General features: G+C 38.6%; 15 protein-coding genes, 22 tRNA genes and 3 rRNA genes. 7 read left to right on the top strand and 33 right to left on the bottom strand.

Annotated elements, in window-relative coordinates; all coding sequences use genetic code 11:
• Positions 1-13 precede the first annotated feature (13 nt).
• Both ACWNMZ_RS09755 and glgB read right to left on the bottom strand, forming a co-directional pair.
• A complete protein-coding gene (locus ACWNMZ_RS09755) occupies positions 14-1,159 on the bottom strand; it encodes a glucose-1-phosphate adenylyltransferase (protein ID WP_031539012.1) in 1,146 nt (381 codons plus the stop codon).
• Positions 1,107-3,047, bottom strand: a complete 1,941-nt coding sequence (glgB, locus tag ACWNMZ_RS09750; protein ID WP_235252695.1) for a 1,4-alpha-glucan branching protein GlgB — start codon at positions 3,045-3,047, stop codon at positions 1,107-1,109. The genes ACWNMZ_RS09755 and glgB overlap by 53 nt, the downstream gene beginning before the upstream one ends.
• Before the next feature lie 301 nt (positions 3,048-3,348).
• On the opposite strand from glgB, the gene ACWNMZ_RS09745 reads away from it, so the two are divergent.
• Positions 3,349-3,561 carry a hypothetical protein gene (locus ACWNMZ_RS09745; protein WP_235252696.1) on the top strand — a complete coding sequence of 71 codons (213 nt, stop codon included), beginning with the start codon at positions 3,349-3,351 and terminating at the stop codon, positions 3,559-3,561.
• Positions 3,562-3,659: 98 nt separating this feature from the next.
• On the opposite strand, the gene ACWNMZ_RS09740 is transcribed toward ACWNMZ_RS09745, so the two are convergent.
• The 24 genes from ACWNMZ_RS09740 to ACWNMZ_RS09625 form a co-directional block, all read right to left on the bottom strand.
• Positions 3,660-3,731 (bottom strand) — tRNA-Glu (locus ACWNMZ_RS09740).
• 5 nt (positions 3,732-3,736) lie between these two features.
• A tRNA-Ser gene (locus ACWNMZ_RS09735) sits at positions 3,737-3,827 on the bottom strand.
• Between the two features lie 8 nt (positions 3,828-3,835).
• Positions 3,836-3,910: transfer RNA gene (locus ACWNMZ_RS09730), tRNA-Asn, on the bottom strand.
• A 12-nt stretch (positions 3,911-3,922) separates the two neighbouring features.
• Positions 3,923-3,999, bottom strand: a tRNA-Ile gene (locus ACWNMZ_RS09725).
• 6 nt (positions 4,000-4,005) lie between these two features.
• A tRNA-Gly gene (locus ACWNMZ_RS09720) sits at positions 4,006-4,079 on the bottom strand.
• A gap of 17 nt (positions 4,080-4,096) precedes the next feature.
• Positions 4,097-4,172 (bottom strand) — tRNA-His (locus ACWNMZ_RS09715).
• Between the two features lie 35 nt (positions 4,173-4,207).
• A tRNA-Phe gene (locus tag ACWNMZ_RS09710) sits at positions 4,208-4,283 on the bottom strand.
• Positions 4,284-4,291: 8 nt separating this feature from the next.
• Positions 4,292-4,368: transfer RNA gene (locus ACWNMZ_RS09705), tRNA-Asp, on the bottom strand.
• Between the two features lie 3 nt (positions 4,369-4,371).
• Positions 4,372-4,445: transfer RNA gene (locus ACWNMZ_RS09700), tRNA-Met, on the bottom strand.
• Positions 4,446-4,467: 22 nt separating this feature from the next.
• Positions 4,468-4,560 (bottom strand) — tRNA-Ser (locus tag ACWNMZ_RS09695).
• Between the two features lie 9 nt (positions 4,561-4,569).
• Positions 4,570-4,646 (bottom strand) — tRNA-Ile (locus tag ACWNMZ_RS09690).
• 10 nt (positions 4,647-4,656) lie between these two features.
• Positions 4,657-4,733 (bottom strand) — tRNA-Met (locus ACWNMZ_RS09685).
• Between the two features lie 23 nt (positions 4,734-4,756).
• Positions 4,757-4,832 (bottom strand) — tRNA-Ala (locus ACWNMZ_RS09680).
• Positions 4,833-4,843: 11 nt separating this feature from the next.
• Positions 4,844-4,920, bottom strand: a tRNA-Pro gene (locus tag ACWNMZ_RS09675).
• Between the two features lie 8 nt (positions 4,921-4,928).
• Positions 4,929-5,005, bottom strand: a tRNA-Arg gene (locus ACWNMZ_RS09670).
• Positions 5,006-5,021: 16 nt separating this feature from the next.
• A tRNA-Leu gene (locus tag ACWNMZ_RS09665) sits at positions 5,022-5,110 on the bottom strand.
• 8 nt (positions 5,111-5,118) lie between these two features.
• A tRNA-Gly gene (locus ACWNMZ_RS09660) sits at positions 5,119-5,193 on the bottom strand.
• Between the two features lie 16 nt (positions 5,194-5,209).
• A tRNA-Leu gene (locus ACWNMZ_RS09655) sits at positions 5,210-5,294 on the bottom strand.
• 24 nt (positions 5,295-5,318) lie between these two features.
• Positions 5,319-5,394: transfer RNA gene (locus ACWNMZ_RS09650), tRNA-Lys, on the bottom strand.
• 8 nt (positions 5,395-5,402) lie between these two features.
• Positions 5,403-5,478: transfer RNA gene (locus ACWNMZ_RS09645), tRNA-Thr, on the bottom strand.
• A gap of 22 nt (positions 5,479-5,500) precedes the next feature.
• Positions 5,501-5,576, bottom strand: a tRNA-Val gene (locus ACWNMZ_RS09640).
• Positions 5,577-5,585: 9 nt separating this feature from the next.
• Positions 5,586-5,703: ribosomal RNA gene (rrf, locus tag ACWNMZ_RS09635) — 5S ribosomal RNA — on the bottom strand.
• A 161-nt stretch (positions 5,704-5,864) separates the two neighbouring features.
• Positions 5,865-8,799, bottom strand: a 23S ribosomal RNA gene (locus ACWNMZ_RS09630).
• Between the two features lie 474 nt (positions 8,800-9,273).
• Positions 9,274-10,821 (bottom strand): 16S ribosomal RNA (locus ACWNMZ_RS09625).
• Together the 16S, 23S and 5S rRNA genes with 21 tRNA genes alongside form the textbook arrangement of a ribosomal RNA operon.
• Before the next feature lie 565 nt (positions 10,822-11,386).
• On the opposite strand from ACWNMZ_RS09625, the gene ACWNMZ_RS09620 reads away from it, so the two are divergent.
• The 4 genes from ACWNMZ_RS09620 (at position 11,387) to nspC (ending at position 15,442) form a co-directional block, all read left to right on the top strand.
• Positions 11,387-12,079 (top strand): MgtC/SapB family protein, encoded by a 693-nt coding sequence (locus tag ACWNMZ_RS09620; RefSeq protein ID WP_031536977.1) that lies wholly within the window; start codon positions 11,387-11,389, stop codon positions 12,077-12,079.
• A 655-nt stretch (positions 12,080-12,734) separates the two neighbouring features.
• A tRNA-Ala gene (locus tag ACWNMZ_RS09615) sits at positions 12,735-12,810 on the top strand.
• Between the two features lie 282 nt (positions 12,811-13,092).
• Positions 13,093-14,292, top strand: a complete 1,200-nt coding sequence (locus ACWNMZ_RS09610; protein WP_031536976.1) for a saccharopine dehydrogenase family protein — start codon at positions 13,093-13,095, stop codon at positions 14,290-14,292.
• Positions 14,293-14,302: 10 nt separating this feature from the next.
• Positions 14,303-15,442: a carboxynorspermidine decarboxylase gene (gene nspC / locus ACWNMZ_RS09605; RefSeq protein WP_031536975.1), complete on the top strand. Its 1,140-nt coding sequence runs from the start codon at positions 14,303-14,305 to the stop codon at positions 15,440-15,442.
• A gap of 200 nt (positions 15,443-15,642) precedes the next feature.
• Here the strand turns inward: nspC and ACWNMZ_RS09600 are convergent, their stop codons facing one another.
• The 4 genes from ACWNMZ_RS09600 to ACWNMZ_RS09585 all read right to left on the bottom strand — a co-directional run bounded on the left by ACWNMZ_RS09600 (position 15,643) and on the right by ACWNMZ_RS09585 (position 20,096).
• Entirely contained in the window at positions 15,643-17,364 is a 1,722-nt protein-coding gene (locus tag ACWNMZ_RS09600) for an ATP-binding protein (RefSeq protein ID WP_449598605.1), read from the bottom strand.
• A gap of 1 nt (position 17,365) precedes the next feature.
• The gene (locus ACWNMZ_RS09595; protein WP_449598604.1) at positions 17,366-18,538 is read right to left on the bottom strand and encodes a beta-ketoacyl synthase N-terminal-like domain-containing protein; all 1,173 of its coding nucleotides are present in this window, start codon (positions 18,536-18,538) and stop codon (positions 17,366-17,368) included.
• A gap of 246 nt (positions 18,539-18,784) precedes the next feature.
• On the bottom strand, positions 18,785-19,024 hold the full coding sequence (gene tlp / locus ACWNMZ_RS09590) for a small acid-soluble spore protein Tlp (protein ID WP_192840957.1): 240 nt from the start codon (positions 19,022-19,024) through the stop codon (positions 18,785-18,787).
• A 76-nt stretch (positions 19,025-19,100) separates the two neighbouring features.
• Entirely contained in the window at positions 19,101-20,096 is a 996-nt protein-coding gene (locus ACWNMZ_RS09585) for a zinc-dependent alcohol dehydrogenase family protein (protein ID WP_031536970.1), read from the bottom strand.
• Positions 20,097-20,284: 188 nt separating this feature from the next.
• Here ACWNMZ_RS09585 and ACWNMZ_RS09580 point away from each other — a divergent pair, with 188 nt between their 5' ends.
• Both ACWNMZ_RS09580 and ACWNMZ_RS09575 read left to right on the top strand, forming a co-directional pair.
• Positions 20,285-21,067: an SDR family oxidoreductase gene (locus ACWNMZ_RS09580; RefSeq protein ID WP_031536969.1), complete on the top strand. Its 783-nt coding sequence runs from the start codon at positions 20,285-20,287 to the stop codon at positions 21,065-21,067.
• A 483-nt stretch (positions 21,068-21,550) separates the two neighbouring features.
• Positions 21,551-22,294: an NADPH-dependent oxidoreductase gene (locus ACWNMZ_RS09575; RefSeq protein ID WP_031536968.1), complete on the top strand. Its 744-nt coding sequence runs from the start codon at positions 21,551-21,553 to the stop codon at positions 22,292-22,294.
• A 59-nt stretch (positions 22,295-22,353) separates the two neighbouring features.
• On the opposite strand, the gene ACWNMZ_RS09570 is transcribed toward ACWNMZ_RS09575, so the two are convergent.
• From ACWNMZ_RS09570 to ACWNMZ_RS09560, 3 genes are all read right to left on the bottom strand, one after another.
• Positions 22,354-23,577, bottom strand: coding sequence for a sensor histidine kinase (locus ACWNMZ_RS09570; RefSeq protein ID WP_031536967.1), 1,224 nt, complete (start codon positions 23,575-23,577; stop codon positions 22,354-22,356).
• A 16-nt stretch (positions 23,578-23,593) separates the two neighbouring features.
• The gene (locus tag ACWNMZ_RS09565) at positions 23,594-24,265 is read right to left on the bottom strand and encodes a response regulator transcription factor (RefSeq protein ID WP_031536966.1); all 672 of its coding nucleotides are present in this window, start codon (positions 24,263-24,265) and stop codon (positions 23,594-23,596) included.
• A 190-nt stretch (positions 24,266-24,455) separates the two neighbouring features.
• On the bottom strand, positions 24,456-24,824 hold the full coding sequence (locus tag ACWNMZ_RS09560) for a hypothetical protein (RefSeq protein ID WP_235251704.1): 369 nt from the start codon (positions 24,822-24,824) through the stop codon (positions 24,456-24,458).
• Between the last annotated feature and the right edge of the window lie 68 nt (positions 24,825-24,892).

The following is a 24,892-nucleotide window of genomic DNA, read 5'->3' as shown; positions in this document are numbered from 1 at the left end:
TCCTTCTAGTTTGTTAGGAAATCATTTCATTAACCATTTCTTCTGTTACTAGGACTACTTCATCTACGTCTTTATTTGGTTTAATGACCATTCCATCTGGTATTGTAATGTCAGAAGGGACAATAGCCTTCTCAATATAAACATTGTTGCCAATCTTAGCATCAGGCATTATTACAGAACTACGAATGATTGTCCCTTTTCCTACAGTAACCCCTTGAAAGACTATTGATTTTTCTAAATTCCCACTAATAATACATCCTTCATTTACCATGGACTCCTTAACCAGTGCATCATTAGAAATATATTGTGGTGGATGATTTGGATTTACGGTATAAATTCTCCAATTATAATCAGATATATTTAAATTACTAGTCTCATCCAATAAATCCATATTTGCTTCCCAAAGGCTTTGCACAGTTCCAACATCTTTCCAATATCCTTTAAATGGGTAGGCAACAACCTTTTTCTGTTTTTCTATTAATAAAGGAATGATATCTTTCCCAAAATCATGTGATGAATTTTTGTTTAAATTATCTTCTTCTAGTAATTCTTTTAATACCTTCCATTTAAATATATAAATACCCATAGAGGCTAAATTATTCTTTGGATGCTTTGGCTTCTCCTCAAATTCAATGATGTGCATATCTTTATTTGTATTCATAATTCCAAATCTACTAGCATCTTCCCATCCTACTTGAATGACAGAGATAGAGGCATCTGCTTGCTTTGAGATATGATATTCTAGCATCTCCTCATAATTCATTTTATAAATATGATCTCCAGATAAAATAAGAACATATTCAGGATCATATTGAGACAAGTAGTTCTGATTTTGAAATATGGCACTGGCTGTTCCCGTATACCATTTCACTTCGGAAGATTCACTATATGGAGGCAAAACAGTTACTCCTCCATTAACACGATCTAAGTCCCACGCACTTCCTATTCCAATGTAAGAGTTTAAAACTAGCGGCTGATATTGTGTTAAAACACCAACTGTTTCTATTCCAGAATTGGAGCAATTACTTAAGGTGAAGTCAATAATTCGATATTTTCCTCCAAAAGGAATAGCAGGCTTTGCTAGACTCTTGGTTAATGAATATAGCCTACTCCCCTTTCCTCCTGCTAGAAGCATTGCGACGCACCGTTTCTTTCCCATTTCCTTTTCTCCCCTTCCGATGTTGAACTGGACGTAAAACTATCATACTGAAAGCTGGTATTGTTAGCTGAACAGAAAAAGGTCTACCATGAAATTCTACATTTTCTGCTTTTATTACTTTTTTATTTATATAATTAGCTCCACCAAATCTATCAGTGTCACTATTTAATATTTCTCGGAAAGAGTTATTTAGAGGCACACCTATCCTATAATTTTCATATGTATGATAGGTAAAATTACAAATTACGACTAAATAATCCTCTTCTTTTTCAGCTTTACGTATAAAGGAGAATATCGATTGGTTTCTATTATTTACATCAATCCATTCAAAGCCTTCATTAACATGATCCAGTTGATACAAAGGCTTAGATCTTTTATAGATTTTTAGTAATTCTTTCATATACTCATTTGCTTTTTGGTGCATCTCATAATCTAGCAACATCCAATCTAACTGTTCTTTATCTTTCCATTCTGCAAAGTGTGCAAATTCATTTCCCATAAATAATAATTTTTTTCCTGGATGGGCAATCATATATCCTAAAAGAAGACGAAATTGAGCAAATTTTTGCCAATAATCTCCTGGCATCTTATCTACTAACGATTTTTTTCCATGAACAACTTCATCATGTGAGAAGGGCAGAACAAAATTCTCGGAAAATGCATAATGCAGAGAAAAGGAGACTTTATCATGTATATGCTTTCTATTAACTGAATCAGTTTCCATATAGGTTAAAATATCATTCATCCACCCCATATTCCATTTATAATGGAATCCAATACCGCCATAATGGACTGGAGCAGTTACTTGGGGCCAGTCAGTAGAATCCTCAGCAAACATCAAGACTGACGGATCATATTGACATACTGTTTGATTTAATTTTTGGAGGAAATCGATTCCGTACTGATTCACACTGTTTTCATTGGAATTTGGCCAATAAATTATATTAGAAACAGCATCTACTCTAAATCCATCGACATGAAAATACTCCATCCAAAAAATAGCGTTTGAAATAAGGAAGCTCTGAACTTCTTTTTTTCCTAAATCAAAATTTGCTGTTCCCCAAACGTAATTCTCGCGATCTAATGGATTACCATAATCAAATTGACTCGTTCCGTCAAATTGATATAATCCGTGCGCATCCTTACAGAAATGACCTGGCACCCAGTCAAAAATAACTCCTAGTCCGTGCTGATGACACTTGTCGATAAAATACATTAAATCCTTAGGCTCCCCAAATCTGCTCGTTGCAGAGTAATAGCCTGTTCCTTGGTATCCCCAAGATATATCAAGGGGATGTTCAACTAAAGGCAGTAGCTCAATATGTGTAAATCCTTGCTCTATTACATAAGGAATTAATTCATCAGCAAGTTCTCTATAAGAATAAAGATCTCCATTCTCATGCATTCTCCAAGATCCTAAATGAACTTCATATATAGCTAATGGCTCATTTAGGGAATTCTTTTTTGTCTTTTTTTGTTTCCATTTTGAATCTTTCCATTTATAGCCTTCCAATGAATAAACAATAGAAGCTGTATGGGGTCTTAATTCGGAGAAAAAAGCATATGGGTCAGCCTTAAGAAGCACATTTCCATCAGGAGATGTTAATTTATACTTATACATCGCACCTGTTAAATCCTTATTAACATTTAGAAGCCACACACCTTCTTTATTAATTCGTTCCAGTGAAAAACCTTCCCCATTCCAATTATTAAAATCCCCAACCAATTGAACAGATAGAGCATTTGGAGCCCATACACAAAAACTGGTGTAAACCTCTCCATTTTTATGATGAACATGGGATCCAAATAATCTATAGCCCTCAAACAAGTTACCTTCGTGAAATAAATGTAGTTGAAATTCTGTTGGATATACTGTCTCCACTGTCATCCTACTTTCTATTACATATAATATTAAGTGACTAAACTTTACACTTTGTACATGCTAATTCCCTTTTTATCAATTTCTAAAACAAATTACGACATTCATTACAAATTGAACATAGAATTAAATTCGATTAATTTTAATATTCTATCAATAAAGTGTAAATCCTTTTTTGTTTTTAAAATTTTATGTTACTCTAAAACTTTTTATGTTTAATTGACTAATTTAGATTGTGAATTTTTATCATAGATTTTGAATGATTAGGAATACTAAGAAGGATCTCTAAAAATAAGGAAGGTAACTTATTATGAGTAAAAGTGAAGAAGAATATCTGAATGAACAGAAACCAAAAAATTATAATCCATTCTTTGAAGCACCGGACCAAAAAATACTTGCTGTTGACATGTTTAGAGGACCATATACTGGATTTCTTTCCGATTTTGATTTAAATAATCCAGGTAACAAATTATTTACAAGTGAGGATAAATGGGAAGAAAATTTAAAACAGGGAAAATTTTAATAACATCTAAAATTTCTTATTCTAATCACTTTAATGATCCAACGTCTAACTTTCTTAAATCAATAAAAAAACTGATAGCATATGCTATCAGTTTTTTATGACCCGTACGGGATTCGAACCCGTGTTACCGCCGTGAAAGGGCGGTGTCTTAACCGCTTGACCAACGGGCCAATAATGGCGGAGAAGGAGGGATTTGAACCCTCGCGCCGCTTACGCGACCTACACCCTTAGCAGGGGCGCCTCTTCAGCCTCTTGAGTACTTCCCCAAAAAAAATGGCTCCGCAGGTAGGACTCGAACCTACGACCGTTCGGTTAACAGCCGAATGCTCTACCACTGAGCTACTGCGGAATATTCATTTTATGGTGGGCCTAAATGGACTCGAACCATCGACCTCACGCTTATCAGGCGTGCGCTCTAACCAGCTGAGCTATAGGCCCTAAATATGGAGCGGGTGATGGGAATCGAACCCACGACATCAGCTTGGAAGGCTGAGGTTTTACCATTAAACTACACCCGCATATTAATTTTTTATAATGGGGCGACTAGTGGGAATCGAACCCACGAGTGTCGGAGCCACAATCCGATGCGTTCACCACTTCGCCATAGCCGCCATCGTTTTATACCTTCATTTTAGAAAAAACTAAATGGTGGCTCAGGACGGAATCGAACCGCCGACACAAGGATTTTCAGTCCTTTGCTCTACCGACTGAGCTACTGAGCCATCTTAAATGGCGGTCCGGACGGGACTCGAACCCGCGACCTCCTGCGTGACAGGCAGGCATTCTAACCAACTGAACTACCGGACCAGATTGCGGGGACAGGATTTGAACCTGCGACCTTCGGGTTATGAGCCCGACGAGCTACCAGACTGCTCCACCCCGCGACAATAATATAAGTAAATCAAATGGAGGAGGAAGGGGGATTCGAACCCCCGCGCGGTTTGACCCGCCTGTCGGTTTTCAAGACCGATCCCTTCAGCCGGACTTGGGTATTCCTCCTCAATGATATGGTGGACCTTGTAGGACTCGAACCTACGACCGGACGGTTATGAGCCGTCTGCTCTAACCAACTGAGCTAAAGGTCCAGATTTTTTATGGTAGCGGCAGAGGGGATCGAACCCCCGACCTCACGGGTATGAACCGTACGCTCTAGCCAGCTGAGCTACGCCGCCATCATATTAATAAATGTAAATATTGGTGGAGCCTAGCGGGATCGAACCGCTGACCTCCTGCGTGCAAGGCAGGCGCTCTCCCAGCTGAGCTAAGGCCCCATATGTTTCGCTGGTCGGGAAGACAGGATTCGAACCTGCGACCCCTTGGTCCCAAACCAAGTGCTCTACCAAGCTGAGCTACTTCCCGAAATATAATGGCGCGCCCGAAAGGAGTCGAACCCATAACCTTCTGATCCGTAGTCAGACGCTCTATCCAATTGAGCTACGGGCGCATTAATTTAAAAACAATGGTGCCGAGGACCGGAATCGAACCGGTACGGTAGTCACCTACCGCAGGATTTTAAGTCCTGTGCGTCTGCCAGTTCCGCCACCCCGGCATTGTTTTTGGAGCGGAAGACGGGATTCGAACCCGCGACCCCCACCTTGGCAAGGTGGTGTTCTACCACTGAACTACTTCCGCATAATATTTAATTAATTGGTGCGGGTGAAGGGAGTCGAACCCCCACGCCTTGCGGCGCTAGATCCTAAGTCTAGTGCGTCTGCCAATTCCGCCACACCCGCTTAATAAAACCAATATTTACTATATGGTGAGCCATGGAGGATTCGAACCTCCGACCCTCTGATTAAAAGTCAGATGCTCTACCGACTGAGCTAATGGCTCAAAAAAAGTGGTGCCGGCTAGAGGACTTGAACCCCCAACCTACTGATTACAAGTCAGTTGCTCTACCAATTGAGCTAAACCGGCGTGTATAGTCTGTCCATAATAATGGTGGAGGATGACGGGATCGAACCGCCGACCCTCTGCTTGTAAGGCAGATGCTCTCCCAGCTGAGCTAATCCTCCATATATAATGCCTGGCGACGTCCTACTCTCACAGGGGGAGAACCCCCAACTACCATCGGCGCTTTAGAAGCTTAACTTCCGTGTTCGGTATGGGAACGGGTGTGACCTTCTCGCTATCGCCACCAGACTTTTCTCAAGACATATTTTATTATACATGTTTTTGAGATTTTTTCAAGGATAATTTTAGAAAATTATTCCCTGAAAACTAGATTATGAAGTAAAGAAAGAAATGAGTAATCATTATTGTCCAGCTACAACGCCGATAAACAGGCGTTTCCGCTTTTCGTTTTAGTTAAGTCCTCGATCTATTAGTATCAGTCAGCTCCACATGTCGCCACGCTTCCACCTCTGACCTATCAACCTGATCATCTTTCAGGGATCTTACTAGCTTACGCTATGGGAAATCTCATCTTGAGGGGGGCTTCATGCTTAGATGCTTTCAGCACTTATCCCTTCCGCACATAGCTACCCAGCGATGCCTTTGGCAAGACAACTGGTACACCAGCGGTGCGTCCATCCCGGTCCTCTCGTACTAAGGACAGCTCCTCTCAAATTTCCTACGCCCACGACGGATAGGGACCGAACTGTCTCACGACGTTCTGAACCCAGCTCGCGTACCGCTTTAATGGGCGAACAGCCCAACCCTTGGGACCGACTACAGCCCCAGGATGCGATGAGCCGACATCGAGGTGCCAAACCTCCCCGTCGATGTGGACTCTTGGGGGAGATAAGCCTGTTATCCCCGGGGTAGCTTTTATCCGTTGAGCGATGGCCCTTCCATGCGGAACCACCGGATCACTAAGCCCGACTTTCGTCCCTGCTCGACTTGTAGGTCTCGCAGTCAAGCTCCCTTGTGCCTTTACACTCTACGAATGATTTCCAACCATTCTGAGGGAACCTTTGGGCGCCTCCGTTACTTTTTAGGAGGCGACCGCCCCAGTCAAACTGCCCACCTGACACTGTCTCCCACCCCGATAAGGGGTGCGGGTTAGAATGTCAATACAGCCAGGGTAGTATCCCACCAATGCCTCCACCGAAGCTAGCGCTCCGGCTTCCAAGGCTCCTACCTATCCTGTACAAGCTGTACCAAAATTCAATATCAGGCTGCAGTAAAGCTCCACGGGGTCTTTCCGTCCTGTCGCGGGTAACCTGCATCTTCACAGGTACTATAATTTCACCGAGTCTCTCGTTGAGACAGTGCCCAGATCGTTACACCTTTCGTGCGGGTCGGAACTTACCCGACAAGGAATTTCGCTACCTTAGGACCGTTATAGTTACGGCCGCCGTTTACTGGGGCTTCAATTCAGAGCTTCGCGCGAACGCTAACCCCTCCTCTTAACCTTCCAGCACCGGGCAGGTGTCAGCCCCTATACTTCGCCTTGCGGCTTCGCAGAGACCTGTGTTTTTGCTAAACAGTCGCCTGGGCCTATTCACTGCGGCTCTCGCAGGCTTGCACCCGCAAGAGCACCCCTTCTCCCGAAGTTACGGGGTCATTTTGCCGAGTTCCTTAACGAGAGTTCTCTCGCTCACCTTAGGATTCTCTCCTCGCCTACCTGTGTCGGTTTGCGGTACGGGCACCATCAATCTCGCTAGAGGCTTTTCTTGGCAGTGTGGAATCAGGAACTTCGGTACTATATTTCCCTCGCCGTCACAGCTCCGCTTATGTGGTAATGGGATTTGCCTCATTACCGGCCTAACTGCTTGGACGTGCTAATCCAACAGCACGCTTACCCTATCCTCCTGCGTCCCCCCATTGCTCAAATGATTGAAAGGTGGTACAGGAATATCAACCTGTTGTCCATCGCCTACGCTTTTCAGCCTCGGCTTAGGTCCCGACTAACCCTGAGCGGACGAGCCTTCCTCAGGAAACCTTAGGCATTCGGTGGATGAGATTCTCACTCATCTTTCGCTACTCATACCGGCATTCTCACTTCTAAGCGCTCCACCAGTCCTTACGGTCTAGCTTCAACGCCCTTAGAACGCTCTCCTACCACTGACATCATTAGATGTCAATCCACAGCTTCGGTGATACGTTTAGCCCCGGTACATTTTCGGCGCAGAGTCACTCGACCAGTGAGCTATTACGCACTCTTTAAATGGTGGCTGCTTCTAAGCCAACATCCTGGTTGTCTAAGCAACTCCACATCCTTTTCCACTTAACGTATACTTTGGGACCTTAGCTGGTGGTCTGGGCTGTTTCCCTCTTGACCACGGATCTTATCACTCGTAGTCTGACTCCCAAGAATAAGTATTTGGCATTCGGAGTTTGTCTGAATTCGGTAACCCGATGGGGGCCCCTAGTCCAAACAGTGCTCTACCTCCAATACTCTAAATCTTGAGGCTAGCCCTAAAGCTATTTCGGAGAGAACCAGCTATCTCCAAGTTCGATTGGAATTTCTCCGCTACCCACACCTCATCCCCGCACTTTTCAACGTGCGTGGGTTCGGGCCTCCATCCAGTGTTACCTGGACTTCACCCTGGACATGGGTAGATCACCTGGTTTCGGGTCTACAACCACATACTATTTCGCCCTATTCAGACTCGCTTTCGCTGCGGCTCCGTCTTATCAACTTAACCTCGCATGTAATCGTAACTCGCCGGTTCATTCTACAAAAGGCACGCTATCACCCATAAATGGGCTCTAACTACTTGTAGGCACACGGTTTCAGGATCTATTTCACTCCCCTTCCGGGGTGCTTTTCACCTTTCCCTCACGGTACTGGTTCACTATCGGTCACTAGGGAGTATTTAGCCTTGGGAGATGGTCCTCCCTGCTTCCGACGGGATTTCTCGTGTCCCGCCGTACTCAGGATACACTCTGGAGGGAACGAAGTTTCGACTACAGGGTTTTTACCTTCTACGACTGACCTTTCCAGATCGATTCGTCTACCCCGTTCCTTTGTAACTCCATATAGAGTGTCCTACAACCCCAAGAGGCAAGCCTCTTGGTTTGGGCTAATCCCGTTTCGCTCGCCGCTACTCAGGGAATCGCGTTTGCTTTCTCTTCCTCCGGGTACTTAGATGTTTCAGTTCCCCGGGTCTGCCTTCAGTACCCTATGTATTCAGGTAAAGATTCTATCCCATTACGGATAGAGGGTTTCCCCATTCGGAAATCTCTGGATCAAAGCTTACTTACAGCTCCCCAAAGCATATCGGTGTTAATCCCGTCCTTCATCGGCTCCTAGTGCCAAGGCATCCACCGTGCGCCCTTTCTAACTTAACTTAGTTTCGACCAAAGATAAGCGGCGTATCTCTTCGTCAGCTTCCTTACTCTGCTCCTCACGTACTAGCGTACGCTCCGGTGCTCGCTCGGTCGCTTCCTTGACCTACTTGCTTCTCTTTGCTCTCAAATCTTTGAAAGAGTATTCGATTGATACGATTACTTTTCAAAGAAATAATTCTCTAAAATAGAGAATCTAAGATGGCGATTACTCGGTTTCTTTCTTGTTTTTACTATTCATAATCTAGTTTTCAAGGAACAATTTCGGCTAAAGATAAACTTCGCATCTCTTCGTCAGCTTCTTCGCTCTGCTCCTCACGTACTGTTGTACGCTCCGGTGCTCGCGCGTTTGCTTCCTTGATCTACTCGTTTCTCTTTACCCTCAAACTTATTACTGTTTTTGAGGAATTGCTCCCTCAAAACTGAACAACAAATCGTCAACAATCTTTGATGGAATGTGAATTCCATTTTCCTTAGAAAGGAGGTGATCCAGCCGCACCTTCCGATACGGCTACCTTGTTACGACTTCACCCCAATCATCTATCCCACCTTAGGCGGCTGGCTCCAAAAGGTTACCCCACCGACTTCGGGTGTTACAAACTCTCGTGGTGTGACGGGCGGTGTGTACAAGGCCCGGGAACGTATTCACCGCGGCATGCTGATCCGCGATTACTAGCGATTCCAGCTTCATGTAGGCGAGTTGCAGCCTACAATCCGAACTGAGAATGGTTTTATGGGATTTGCTAGGCGTCACCGCTTTGCTGCCCTTTGTACCATCCATTGTAGCACGTGTGTAGCCCAGGTCATAAGGGGCATGATGATTTGACGTCATCCCCACCTTCCTCCGGTTTGTCACCGGCAGTCACCTTAGAGTGCCCAACTAAATGCTGGCAACTAAGATCAAGGGTTGCGCTCGTTGCGGGACTTAACCCAACATCTCACGACACGAGCTGACGACAACCATGCACCACCTGTCACTCTGTCCCCCGAAGGGGAACGTCCTATCTCTAGGAGTGTCAGAGGATGTCAAGACCTGGTAAGGTTCTTCGCGTTGCTTCGAATTAAACCACATGCTCCACCGCTTGTGCGGGCCCCCGTCAATTCCTTTGAGTTTCAGCCTTGCGGCCGTACTCCCCAGGCGGAGTGCTTAATGCGTTTGCTGCAGCACTAAAGGGCGGAAACCCTCTAACACTTAGCACTCATCGTTTACGGCGTGGACTACCAGGGTATCTAATCCTGTTTGCTCCCCACGCTTTCGCGCCTCAGCGTCAGTTACAGACCAAAGAGTCGCCTTCGCCACTGGTGTTCCTCCACATCTCTACGCATTTCACCGCTACACGTGGAATTCCACTCTTCTCTTCTGCACTCAAGTCCCCCAGTTTCCAATGACCCTCCACGGTTGAGCCGTGGGCTTTCACATCAGACTTAAAGGACCGCCTGCGCGCGCTTTACGCCCAATAATTCCGGACAACGCTTGCCACCTACGTATTACCGCGGCTGCTGGCACGTAGTTAGCCGTGGCTTTCTGGTTAGGTACCGTCAAGGTACAAGCAGTTACTCTTGTACTTGTTCTTCCCTAACAACAGAGTTTTACGATCCGAAAACCTTCATCACTCACGCGGCGTTGCTCCGTCAGACTTTCGTCCATTGCGGAAGATTCCCTACTGCTGCCTCCCGTAGGAGTCTGGGCCGTGTCTCAGTCCCAGTGTGGCCGATCACCCTCTCAGGTCGGCTACGCATCGTTGCCTTGGTGAGCCGTTACCTCACCAACTAGCTAATGCGCCGCGGGCCCATCTGTAAGTGACAGCGTAAACCGTCTTTCAGCTTTTCTACATGTGTAGAAAAGGATTATCCGGTATTAGCTCCGGTTTCCCGAAGTTATCCCAGTCTTACAGGCAGGTTGCCCACGTGTTACTCACCCGTCCGCCGCTAACTTTAAAAGCAAGCTTTTAAAGTCCGCTCGACTTGCATGTATTAGGCACGCCGCCAGCGTTCGTCCTGAGCCAGGATCAAACTCTCCAATAAAGAGTTGATTAGCTCAAATGCTAAACTCTAGCTTTTTATTACTTGTTGTCATTCTATAATGTTCATTATAAAATGATTATTATTGACGTTTGTTCGTTCAGTTTTCAAAGAGCAATTTAGTTAGCCACTCAAGAAGCGACTTTCCTAATATACCACCTATCAACATTCAATGTCAATAGTTTTTTTTCAAAAAACTTTTCCCGCCGTTAACTTCAACATTTCTTGTTGTTTCAGCGACGGATATAAATATAACACCATTCTAATATTGAGGTCAATACTTTTTTAAACTTTTTTTATAAGTTACTAAAAAAAGACGGATTATCCTCCATTACAAAGAATTTTTTTCCCTTTCTAACATACACTTAATTAGTATTATTGGGTGTTTACTAATTACGTTTTAAGGATATTATACGTTAGGATTTTTTCTAATAGATTTCACCACTATAATTCATTAAAAGAATACACTTTGTTTTATTTCCTGTTTCCTTTAAAAAATTTCATCCATTTACTTATTCGGTAATAAGGAGAGCTTACCATACTAACTAATAGCAGGAGATGGAACGTTATGGATATCAATATTGATTTTTTATTAAAAATAGGCATTTCTGCCGGTCTTGGATTAATCATTGGCTTAGAAAGAGAAATCAAACGGAAACCAGTTGGTCTAAAGACAAGTCTTGTAATAAGTATTGTGAGCTGCTTATTAACTATTATCTCAATCGAAGCAGCTTATAAATTCCCAGGGAGCGATCAGGTTAATATCCAAATGGATCCTTTGCGCTTGCCAGCTCAAATAGTTTCCGGTATTGGATTTTTAGGTGCAGGGGTTATTCTAAGAAGAGGAAATGATAGTATTTCCGGTTTAACGACCGCTGCTTTGATTTGGGGAGCAGGTGGAATTGGAATCGCGGTTGGAGCAGGATATTATATAGAAGCTCTTATTGGAGTGACACTTCTATTAATCAGCGTAAAATTCGTACCCATCTTTATGAGCACGATTGGTCCTCGCCAACTAAGAGAAAAAGAAATTAAAGTGAAATTAAAAGCCCATCAAAAAGAAAATGTAACTACTATTATAAAAGCAATTCAAAGTTTAAAAACAGGAATAAAGCATTTAAGGATAAAAGATTTAGAAACTGGTGAGCATTCTATCTACCTTATATTAATTGTTAATCAAAAAAGAGAAGTGACCGAAGTATATAAAGAGATTTCCGAAATTAATGGTGTAAAAGAAATTGAAATTGAAAGTTTAAATTAATTTCATATTCCTTAATACTAAAAAAAGAAAGTTGCTTGGACAAAAATATTCCAGCATACAATAATCCCAAATAATTATACGAAGATGCCAATGAATAGGAGGTTCGTATAATTGTTTGGGATTTTTTAAAGATGTTCAAAACCTTTTATTAGGAAATGTACGGTGAAATTCACAGAAGAGCCTTACGGTAATAAATCTAATAGGAGGCTATAATGTGAAGATAAAACAAGATACTCGGCATCTAGTACTAAGCTATAAGACTTATTTATTCTTCGAGTGAAAAAAATTTGTTGTTTTCTCGGAATTTTTTTCTTTAAATGAATGCTATTTATTTAAAGGAATTAACTAAATGTTATATTATCCTACTCTAAAGTCAGAAAAAGGGGATGCCAAGTGAGCTATTAAAACAAATATCTATATTTTCATTTATAGTTTTAACCCATGTATTATCTATAATATGTTCCTTTTAGATTTGCAGCATTTGCCCTTTTTAATTAAATTTACAAGAATTCACTTATTTTAGTAATTCCTACCGTTTTTGTTTATTCCATCTACCGAAGTGTGTAGCTTTATCAAAAAGATAGATTAAGTTCAATTTTTAGACTTGAAGTTTCTGCCTATTTTTGTATAATATATGTAGATTAACATTATAATTGGGGGCTTAGCTCAGCTGGGAGAGCGCTTGCATGGCATGCAAGAGGTCGTCGGTTCGATCCCGATAGTCTCCACCATTCTGTTTTAAACACACGACTATCATAGTCGTTTTTTTGTGTCTATTATCAATAGTTAGCTTAATTAATTGAATTTCACTTTCTCTTCTTCCTCCAAATTGATCAATTGATTTAAGATTTCAACCTCCTAATCTTCCCTATTTTTACAATTGTATTTCCTATCAATTAAATTTCATTAAAATTTTTTTATATTTTACTGGATTATATAGATTATTTTACGCACATTATGTATAATCAGCCTTATTGAATTTTTTTAGGTAGTATTAAAGGAGGTAATTCATGTTGGGAAAAGCATTAATTATTGGTGCTGGTGGAGTAGCTAGTGTTGTTGCACATAAATGCTGTCAAGTACCGGATGTATTCGAAGAAATTTGTATTGCAAGCAGAACACTTTCTAAGTGTGAAGCAATTAAAGATAAAATTGACGGTGGCAAAACAAAGGTTTCAGTTGCTCAAGTCGATGCTGATAATACACAAGAAGTGATTGAGTTAATCAATAGCTTTAATCCAGAAATAGTAATCAATGTTGCATTACCATATCAAGACTTGACTATAATGGATGCTTGTCTTGCTACTGGTGTACATTACTTAGATACTGCAAACTATGAACCACCTGAAACAGCTAAATTTGAATATAAATGGCAATGGGAATATAAACAAAAGTTTGAAGAAGCTGGTCTAACTGCCTTACTTGGAAGTGGATTTGATCCAGGGGTAACAGGTGTTTTCACTGCTTATGCACAAAAGCATCATTTCGATGAGATTAATTATATTGATATTGTCGATGCGAATGGTGGAGATCACGGCTATCCATTCGCTACCAACTTTAATCCAGAAATCAACATTCGCGAAATCACAGCGAACGGAAGATATTGGGAAAAAGGCAAGTGGGTTGAGACACCACCTCTTTCTGAAAAAAGAGAATATGATTTAGATCAAATTGGTCCAAAAAACATTTATCTTTTATATCATGAAGAATTAGAATCATTAGCTGTAAACATTAAGGGACTTAAGAGAATCCGTTTCTGGATGACTTTCTCTGATAATTATCTAAACCACTTAAAGGTTCTTGAAAATGTTGGAATGACATCTATTGAACCAATTAATTATGAAGGTAAAGAAATTATCCCGCTTCAGTTCTTAAAAGAAATCCTTCCAGATCCAGCTTCTCTTGGACCTAGAACAAAAGGGAAAACAAATATCGGCTGTATCATTCAAGGTACAAAAGATGGAAAGCCAAAAACTTATTATGTATATAATATTTGCGATCACCAAGAGTGTTATCGTGAAGTAGGATCTCAAGCAATTTCTTATACTACTGGTGTTCCAGCAATGATTGGGGCAATGCTGATTATGAAAGGCCAATGGAAGCGCCCAGGAGTATACAATGTTGAGGAATTTGATCCAGATCCATTCATGGATGCATTAAATAAATATGGATTACCATGGCAGGAGAACTTCTCTCCAACTCTTATAGATTGAGAGGAATGAAATGAAAAAGATTGACTTTACACAAGCTCCATCCCCAAGTTATGTAGTGGACGAGCGTCTTTTAACGAGAAATTTAGAAATTTTACAGTCTGTACAAGAGCGAACAGGTGCAAAAATTCTGCTTGCATTAAAAGGTTTTTCCATGCACTCTGTATTTCCTCTAGTAGGAAAATACTTAGCAGGGGTAACATCAAGTTCATTATTTGAAGCTAGACTTGGGTATGAAAAAATGGGCAAAGAAGTGCATGCGTATGCACCTGCATATGCTGAGAGTGAGTTCGATGAATTACTTCAATATACAGACCATATCGTTTTTAATTCACACAGCCAATGGAATCGATTTAAAGATAAGGTTCAAAACGCTGGAAAGAAAATTGATGTAGGTCTTCGAATTAATCCTGAATACTCAGAGATAGAAACACAGCTTTATAATCCTTGTGCTCCTTACTCTCGCTTTGGCATAACTATGGATAACTTTAATCCAGAAGAATTAGATGGAATAGACGGGCTTCATTTTCATACAATGTGTGAACAAAATTCTGACACTTTAAAGCGTACGATAAAAGTAGTTGATGAGAAGTTCGGTGAACATATAAAGAAAATGAAATGGATCAACTTTGGCGGAGGACATCATATTACACGACCAGATTATGATATTGAAACCTTAGTAGAATCTATATTATTTATAAAAGAAAAATATAATGTAGATGTTTATTTAGAACCAGGTGAAGCTATTGCTTTGAATACAGGTTACTTAGTATCCACTGTCCTTGATATTGTTCATAATGGAATGGATATTGCTATTCTTGATACATCAGCAACATGTCATATGCCAGATGTGCTTGAAATGCCATATCGACCGAATATTATTGATGCTGGAACGCCTGGTGAAAATGAATATACCTATAGACTCGGCGGAATGACGTGTTTAGCTGGAGATGTCATTGGCGATTATTCTTTCAAAAAGCCATTAAAGCCTGGCGATAAAATTGTCTTCTGCGACATGGCTCACTACACTATGGTAAAAAACCATATGTTTAACGGTGTTAATTTACCTTCTATAGCTTCCTATAATGAAGAAGAAGGAATAAAAGTTGTTCGCCAATTTGTCTTTGAAGATTATAGTAATCGATTATCTTAAATAATTGTAAAAGAGGATATTTAAAGGGGCTTTCCCCTTCAAATATCCTCTTTTTTATGCTATTTATTCTTCTAGTAAAGCTAACGAGTTTTGAAATACTGCAGTCTGAAGCATCATTCCATCTTGTAATCAATAATTTGAAAAGAAACAATATTAAAGAAAAAACCCATTTTCACTTCTTGCCTTCCCTGGATAATCGTTTAATGATGACACGGTAACATAATGGTTACGACTGTACCCCATCCCTCTTTACTCTTCACTACCATATCTCCATTATTTTGTTTAAGAAGTTTTAAACAAATTGTTAAACCTATACCAGTTCCTTTTTCTTTACTTGTATAGTAAGGTTCTCCTATTCTTGCTAGCCTTTCTTTACTTATTCCATCACCATTATCAATTATTCTAATTCGACAATTATCCTTTTTCTGATCAAGAATAACTTTTACTTTACCTGTTTGTGGCGAAATCGCCTCCATACTATTTTTCAATATATTCAGCATTACTTGTTTAAACTGGGAATTATCAATTGATGCTATTAATTCTTGATCCTTCCTAGTTTCTACAATAATCTCTTTATTTTGTTCATTAGCCAGGGCTTGAAATAAAACTTTAATATTTTTCAATTCCATAAAGACTTTCGTTAATGGCAGAATATTATTTTCATTTTCTTTCGCCTCTGGCTTACTTAGTATAAGCAATTCCTTTAAGACTTCATTAATTCGATCAATTTCTTCAATTAAAATCGTTTCATAACCAGAAGCATCATTCTTCTCCTTGAGTAGCTGAATAAAACCTCTGATGGTCGTCAAAGGATTTCGGATTTCATGCGCGACACTTGCTGCCATCTCGCCTACCACTTTTAATTTCTCAGAAGAGATCATCAGTTGTTCATTATGCTTTTGATCCGTAATGTCATTACCAAAATAAATATGATATTCTTCCCCAGTACTATGTATAAGTTCTTTTTTTCCCCAAATCAGAAAGTAGTTTTTCCCTCTACTGTCTACAAAGCGATAAGGTTTCTCTGTTTCCATGTTAATGCGATCTGTAATATAAGAAAATGGTTGACCTAACCAAACCTTGTTTTCTAATGAAAGTAGATGTAAGAAAGAAGGATTCATTTTGACTATCTGATCTTTCCCATTCTTAACTAATAGATAATTAGGGTTTATATCCATAATCGCTTCTAATAATTCACTTTGCCTCGACAGCTCCATATTCATAATATTCATATGTGTTGATTGCATCCGGAAAAAACTTAAGAATAAAATAACTGCTGCAATTAATGAGTTAAAACTAGAAAAAAACAGCGGTATAAAAATATAACCACTAAAAACACCATTTATATAGATAATTAATACAGCAATCACAAACTTTATATAAAAACTTTTATAGATTGGATCTCTAATTTTAAAAGAAATGATCAATAAAATAATCGTATTTAAATATAATAAGACAATATTAATTATAAATAGTATATTCCATTCCCCATAAATCGGAAGAACATATTCGGAGGAAAGCCAATTACCCTCTATTACTACAAAATCTTTAATGCCAAGGCTGGTAAAATTAATAAAATATGCAAATAAACTGTAGATGATTATTACGTATAAAAACGGCTTATTAAACACAAATCTAAATCGTTTAAATTCTTTATTTTCGCTTACTAAATAATAAGAAAAATAATACATGACTGGCATTATGCAGATAGTTCCAAGTCTAAATATTTTAAATAAAAGTTCAATTGTTTCCTGCTTCAAAAAATCTACTGCATATAATACAGCAATATCCATTTGCCAGAAAGCTAACATACATAAAAATAGCGATAAGGCCTTTGTTAACTGAGACTGTGAATAAAAAATTATCGTCACAGAAATAATGAGTGGAACTAACGAAACCATCAATAATAATATAGCTTCCACACTATGCTCCTCCTTTCGCTATCATAGCGCACCCATTATTACCTCCGTAACCGTGTGCTGTTATTAAAACCCGATCAATCTCTTGTTCTAATAACATTGTATTTATTGGGTAATTCCAATAATATGCATCTATTTCTGCGCTAATAGTTGCTGGTATAAACCGATTACTTATGCTTATTAATGATGCAATTATTTGAAAGAGTGGAGAAGCTCCCATTGCATGGCCAACTGTTCCTTTAATAGATGTAATCGGAATCTGATTCGTTTCAAAAAAACGTTGATAAACTCCTATTTCAATATGGTCATTTTCCAATATACCTAAAGCTTGACTATTTATATACGTTGGCATATTCTCTTGAAGACATTCAGCAACTGCCTTTTGCATGAGCAAACCTGTTGAATCTGATTGATAGGGCGAAACGGCATCCTGTGTTACACAAGTAGCATCTACTTTCCCTAATATAGAGGCATTTCTTTGTATGGCAATTTGTTCATTTTCCACAATTAACACGCCAGCACCTTCTGAGATTGAAAATCCTTTTCCTCCTGAAAATGGTCCAAATAGGGGTTGAGGATGTTCTTCAGATTGTAAAACACGCTGGGGTAGAAACCCTTTTATAACAGTGTCACAAACAGACTCATCACTAGCACCAACTATAAAAACATCTATTTGATTGGATTCAATTAATATTCTCGCTAAATTTAAAGCATCTATACCCGATGTACAACTATTTGCCAACGATAATGATAAACCGTTTATTTCCAAATAAGCACTAATGCTTGAGGATAAAGAATTAGCATTCATGTTTCCAATTGTATAAGGAGAAAGCCTTTTTCCTTTTTCTGAAGAAATAGCAGCTTTACTAATATCTGCTAAGCCCCCTGCTGAAGAACCAACGATTACTGCTGTTCGATAATCCCTAACATTAATTTTTGATTGCTCTATTGCTTCGTTACATGCTTGTAGAAGCATACGTACAGGTTTAGACATTTTTTCTTGCTTTCTACTTAACTTAATTAATTGTTCTTCATGCACCCTACCAGTATATATGTATTTCCCTTCATATTCTTCCTGCTTTAACATACTTTTATTATTTTTAAGTACAGTGGTATACTCTTTTATATTGGAAAAACCCGCTCCTATTATCCCCATCCCAGTAATAACCGATTTCATCTTCATGTTCTCCTAAATAATATTCCTTACATTTGTATTTTACTATGAAAATCGATTTACATCAGTAAAATAAACGAAAATGTACAAATTGCCACAAATACAAATAAAAATGGCTACATCAAAGTATTTCTAACTAACAAAGCTAATGATTAGCAATCCCCATTTATTAACAAGAATTTTTCTAACACTTTGCTTTTATCGTCAGAACCTTGTGTAGCCTGCTTTTAACAAAACATATTGTTTTACTTACTGATAGCCATTTTCTCTATTTGATGCTTCATCTTGTATCTCTTCTTTGAAGGATTCTACAGCAGCTTCTCTTCGTTTATTTTTCTGTTGAATCATTTCTTTCTCGTCTGGACTTGCATTAACCATTGTTTCTTCCGCTTTATTAATATTATCCATTGTGTTTTGTACCATGTCCTGCAATTTTTCTACATTATCAGAACGATTATCGGGGTTTGGCTTTTGAAAGCTCACCTTTATTCCTCCTTCCTATATGCTTCGTTTGTATTTTGGATGTCTATCTGGTTTTTTATACGAAGCTACCCCTCAATACACACTACCATTTATTTACAAGAACTACTTTTCCTACTGCCTTCCCCGACTCTAAATATTCATGTGCTTCTCCTACTTCCTCGAAAGAAAAGGTCTTTTTATCAAGTAGTGGCTTTAAACGATTTTCTTCTATCACTTTAGTGATATTTCGCAGGATATCTCCATGTTCAAAACGCTTCTCCTCATCAAGGAGTTTCAGAAGCATAAAGATAACATGTAGGGAAAGTGATTTCGAATGTAAAGGAGTCAAATCATGTGTAGACCTGGCAGCGATAGTTAATACTGTACCATTTAAGGAAGCTGCCTCAAAAGAACGATCGAGATTATCACCACCTACTGTATCAAAAACTAATGAAAATCCTTTCCCATCTGTGTACTTTTCAACATACTCTTTTACAGACACTTCTCGATAAGGAATGATATAATCAGCTCCTAATTCTTTTGCGACTGTTTGTTTTTCAATGGATGAAGCAGTTGTAAAAACAGTTGCTCCCATCCACTTAGCTAACTGGATTGCAATATGGCCAACGCCTCCTGCACCACCATGGATAAGGATAGTATCTCCTTTTTTTAAATCACCTTTTGTAAATAATGACTCCCATGCCGTAATTCCAACAAGAGGGAGTGCTGCAGCTTCTTCCATAGTAATATTTTGTGGTTTATGTGCTAAAACGGATGAATCAGCAATCATATACTCTACCAATGCTCCATCTAGCCCCTTGAAGCCACCTGCACATCCATATACTTCGTCCCCTACTTGAAAGGACTCTACTCCCTCTCCTACTTCCTCAATGACCCCAGCAACATCCCCATGCAATACTGCTGGAAAGGATGGAGAAACGCCTGGTACAGCACCAATTCGAACTTTAATATCAATGGGATTCACACTTGTTGCCTTTACTTTTATTCGTACTTGGCCAGGAAATAGTCTTTTTGTATCTATTTCCTTTAATTTAAATACTGATGACTCCCCAAATTTTTCTATTACCATTGCCTTCATCAAAATCATCTCCTTTATATCCATATTACCTAATTTGTTGCATTAATTCGAAAATATAGGATTGCCATCCACTTTTTTCTACTACTGGCAGTAAAAAAGTTTCTACTTTGGAAAAAATGGATATTAGTATCTTATCGCTATCATACTAAACAATATCGTAATTGATATTTATCAAGGAGGATACAAAAATGACAGACCTCAAAAATAAAGTAGCACTTATTACGGGAGCAGCTTCAGGCATTGGAAAAGCAGCAGCACTCTCACTTGCAAATAAAGGGATGAAAGTAGCTTTAGTTGACTTAAATGCTGACGATTTAGAAGAAGTGAAAAATTCCATTAATGATAAAGGGCAAGAAGCTATATCCATCGAAGCAAATGTGGCTGATCCTACTTCTATTCAACGAGCTATTGATGAAACGGTTAAGAAATGGGATAAATTAGATACCGTTTTTATTAATGCTGGTATTAATGGCGCCGTTTCATCCATCGAAGATCTTACACCATCCGAATGGGATAACACGATAGACACAAATCTGAAAAGCACCTTTTTAACGGTTAAATATAGTATTCCTTATATGAAAACAAATGGCGGAAGTATTATTATTACAAGTAGTATAAATGGAAATCGTATTTTTAAGAACTTTGGAATGTCTGCTTACAGTACCTCAAAAGCTGGCCAAGTCGCATTCGGAAAAATGGCTGCACTTGAATTAGCACAATTTAAAATTCGAGTAAATATGATTTGCCCTGGCGCAATAGATACAAATATTGAAAAAAATACATTTAAAGATGAGAAACACTTAACAGAAATAACGATACCTGTTGAATATCCTGAAGGGAATCAACCACTATCCAATGAATCAGGCAGTGCACAGCAAGTGGCCGATTTAGTATATTTTTTAAGCTCTGATTTATCTAACCATATTACAGGCACAGAAATTTATATTGATGGTGCAGAGTCTCTTTTATAGGAAATGAGGCTGGGACAAAACTAAATAACTAATCTTTAAAGATGAACAATCTCTAATTCAGCTATTAAATAATAGCTACTTTCTCATGATGGTATCCATGTTTTTATATATAGTCAAGTGTAAAAACTAAGTCGTTCCATTGCGCTACAGACGCTGATGCGCCGGGGAGGAAGCTGAGTCTACTCGCATACGCTGCGGGGTCTAAAGCGCCTCTATTTCCCGCCGGAGTCGAGCGTCCTTCGCTCCATACACTTCGTTTCTTAAACCTTTTTTTAAAACAACAAACACAAATTTTTATGCGAATTATTTGCATAAAAATTTGTGTTTGTTGTTGGTTGAAATGCTTATTTCCCAGTCTCTTCGTATAATAGGTAATTTGGCTTCACCCTTTTCTCTTTTATTATCATAGAGTTGTCTAGAAGAGATTCCTTCTTTATCCTATGCTAAAATAGGAAGAAAATATTGCAAAAGGAGTATCAAGAAATGAATGAAACTATACAACTTTTAAAAAATCATCGTTCTTATCGTACGTATCAAGATAAGGAAGTGACTTTAGAAACACTACAATTGATCATGGAAACAGCTCAAAGTGCTCCTTCTTGGACAAATGGACAGCATGTTACAGCTATCCTTGTTCGTGATGTAGAGAGAAAGAAAAAATTAGCAGCGTTATGCGGGAATCAAAAACATGTAGAAAATGCTCCTGCCTTCCTTGTTTTTTGTGCCGATTTCTACCGAGCTAAATTAGCAAGTGAAATGGAGGGAAAGGAATTTAAAGCAATTGAAGATGTGGACACCATTTTAATTGGTGCTACTGATGTGGGGCTTGCCATGCAAAATGCCATTACGGCTGCTGAATCACTTGGCTTAGGCACTGTTCCAATAGGCGGTATTCGTCGAAACGCTTTAGAGGTAATTGAATTTTTAGAGCTTCCTACCTATGTCATTCCCATCGCAGGACTTTGCGTCGGTTATCCAGATGGTGATCCAGGCCTAAAACCTAGATTACCATTACAAAGTGTTCTTCATGAAGAAAAATACAATAAAAAGCAACAAGCTATTATTGAAGAATATAATGCTACTTATAAAGAATATTTAAAAGATAGAGGAGAAGCACCAGTAGGATGGACAAATCGAATTGCTAATTTCTACGACAAACCCTATTACCCTAGTAACGCAAAAATGATCAAACAACAGGGCTTTCTTTCTAAAGATATGAAAGAATGAAAATAATAACGCAACATAAAAACTGGCTTGTTCCAAAGATGCTTTGAAACAAGCCAGTTTTATTTAGGAAAATTAATTTCAAACGTCGTCCCAACTTCTAATGTACTATCTACCTTTATCGTACCATCATGTTTTTCAACAATCCATTTTGCAATGGAAAGACCTAAACCTGTCCCTTCTCGATTCGTTCTTGATTGTTCTACTTGATAAAAACGGTTAAAGATTTTCGAAGTTTCTTCTTTAGGAATACCAATCCCCGTATCCTTTACTTGAATTATAACCGAATTAGCCTTTTCCATCGCAAGTAGTTGAATCTCTCCACCTTCCATCGTATACTTCATACTATTATCCACAAGAATAACAAGCAATTGATGTATTCGTTCCTTATCACCAATAAACGAAATCTTGTTTTTTACAGTGGCATAAATTTTTTTTCCTTGAAAATCAGCGATATCTGCATATTGATTAACAACATCATGGATTACTTCCTCTAAAGCAAATTGCGTTTTCACTATTTCTACTTGATTTGAATCCGATCGAGCCAAAGTGAGTAAATTTGTTACAAGTTTACTCAATCTTCTTGTTTCTTTTGAAATAACAGAGATATCCAATGCTCTTTCCTGAATAGTTGCTTCCGGTTTTTGAAAAAGCACATCTGCACGTGACTGGATAACAGCTAAAGGTGTCCTTAATTCATGTGAAGCATCAGACACAAATTGTTGCTGGGCCTCCCATGATCGCTGGATAGGGATTAAAGCTCTCCCTGCCAAAAAATAACCAGCAATTACAGCAAATATGCTACCAATACTTATGCCAACAGTCATGATGATTATTAGCTGTTCTAACATACTCTCCTCAGAATCAATATTCCTGATTATTTGAATTGTCTTTGTTTCTCCATTAATCTCTATATTAGTAGAAATAGTTTGAAACTGTAATCCTTCTGACGACGTTTTCTTTTCTAAAATATTGATGGAATTCGGTTTTAAATATTTCTCTTCCTCCGTATAATCTATAATTGAGTTTTCCGAGATTCCTTCAATTTCTCCGGTACTATTCCACTGGATAAGCATTAATTTAGGACCTACCATTGGAATAGGACCACGTCCATCTCTTTCACCCATTCGCTTCAGATCTTCAATACCATTATAAAGAGACATATTGACCTCACGATAGGTTTGCTTTTCCGTAAATAGATATATGGTATAACCTATAATAGCCATTAGCAGAATAAAGACAATCGAATTTAAAATGGTTAGATTAATTCTTGTTTTACGAAACATGTATATACTTTACCCCTTAGTAATCCTTCAAAATATAACCGACACCTCGGACAGTTTGAATATCTTTATGATAATCAAATGGTTCTAATTTCTTTCGAATCTGATGAATAAAGACTTCCACAATGGCAATCGTTGTATCTGAATCAAACCCCCAAATCCGATCAAAAATTTGTTCCTTCGTTACTATTTTTCCATTATTTTGAATAAGATATTCCAATAATTCATACTGCTTTATGGTTAACTTGATTGGATTATCGTTTACTAAAATATCATTTTCTTTCCCTGTTAGTATGATTCCCTTATACTTGATGCCCTCATCTAAATCAAGAGCTCCACTTCTTCTTAACAATGCTTTAATTCTTGCTTGAAGTTCCGGTGTTTGAAATGGCTTAACGAGATAATCATCTCCTCCAAATTCCAAGCCTTTTACTCTATCTTCAAGTGAATCCTTCGCAGTTAAAAATAATACTGGTGTTTTAATTTTCTCTTTTCTAATATGTTTAACAATATCAAAACCATTCACATGTGGAAGCATCACATCCAAGATAATCAGGTCATATATATTCTGCCCTGCAAAGAACATACCATCTTCGCCGTTATCTGCAATATCTACGGTGTATTCTGTTTCCAGAATTGTTTTTAAAGAATCGAGTAACAGTTTGTTATCTTCTACGATTAATATTTTCATTTAATGTTCTCCTTACCTTTTATCCCAGTCTGTATCTAAAACTTACCTTCTTTCTATTTTAATAGCAACGTCTTAACTTATCCTTAATATCTATATTTTTTATTTACTTATCAAAATAGGCAGTAATCCATTTTTAACAAATGAATCACTGCCTATTATTATAAACGCTTTAGGAGCTAGCTTGCATCCCTTATATTACTTCTGGAAGAATAAAATAATTAGCTAGCTTCGCATTAACATGTGTTTGCCAATTATGTAATGGAATGTCGAGGTTCTCCAATAATTTATATGCGTGGACCCATGCACTCATCTCCGCATTTACACGATATGACCAGTCATGTAACCATTTATCATGATTTAATTCTCCATTCACAAAATCAATAACATGACCAATTTCATGTGCTAGTGCATAAGTGTTTTCTAAAGAAAAATGATAAGGAATGGTAATATACATTTTCGTATTAAAACTTATTTTTTTCGTTGAATCATATACAACTTTACATCCTAATTCCTCAGCAAAACTAACTACTTTCATAAATCTTTCTCTTGAAATCATCATACCTTAATTCCCCCTTTACCAATATTTACTATACTTAAAAACAATATGTTTACGTTTATACTCTTCAG

The organism is Niallia sp. Marseille-Q9988, assembly GCF_976954375.1.
The sequence above is the reverse complement of the archived record's forward strand: the minus strand, read 5'-3'. Positions and strand labels throughout refer to the sequence as shown.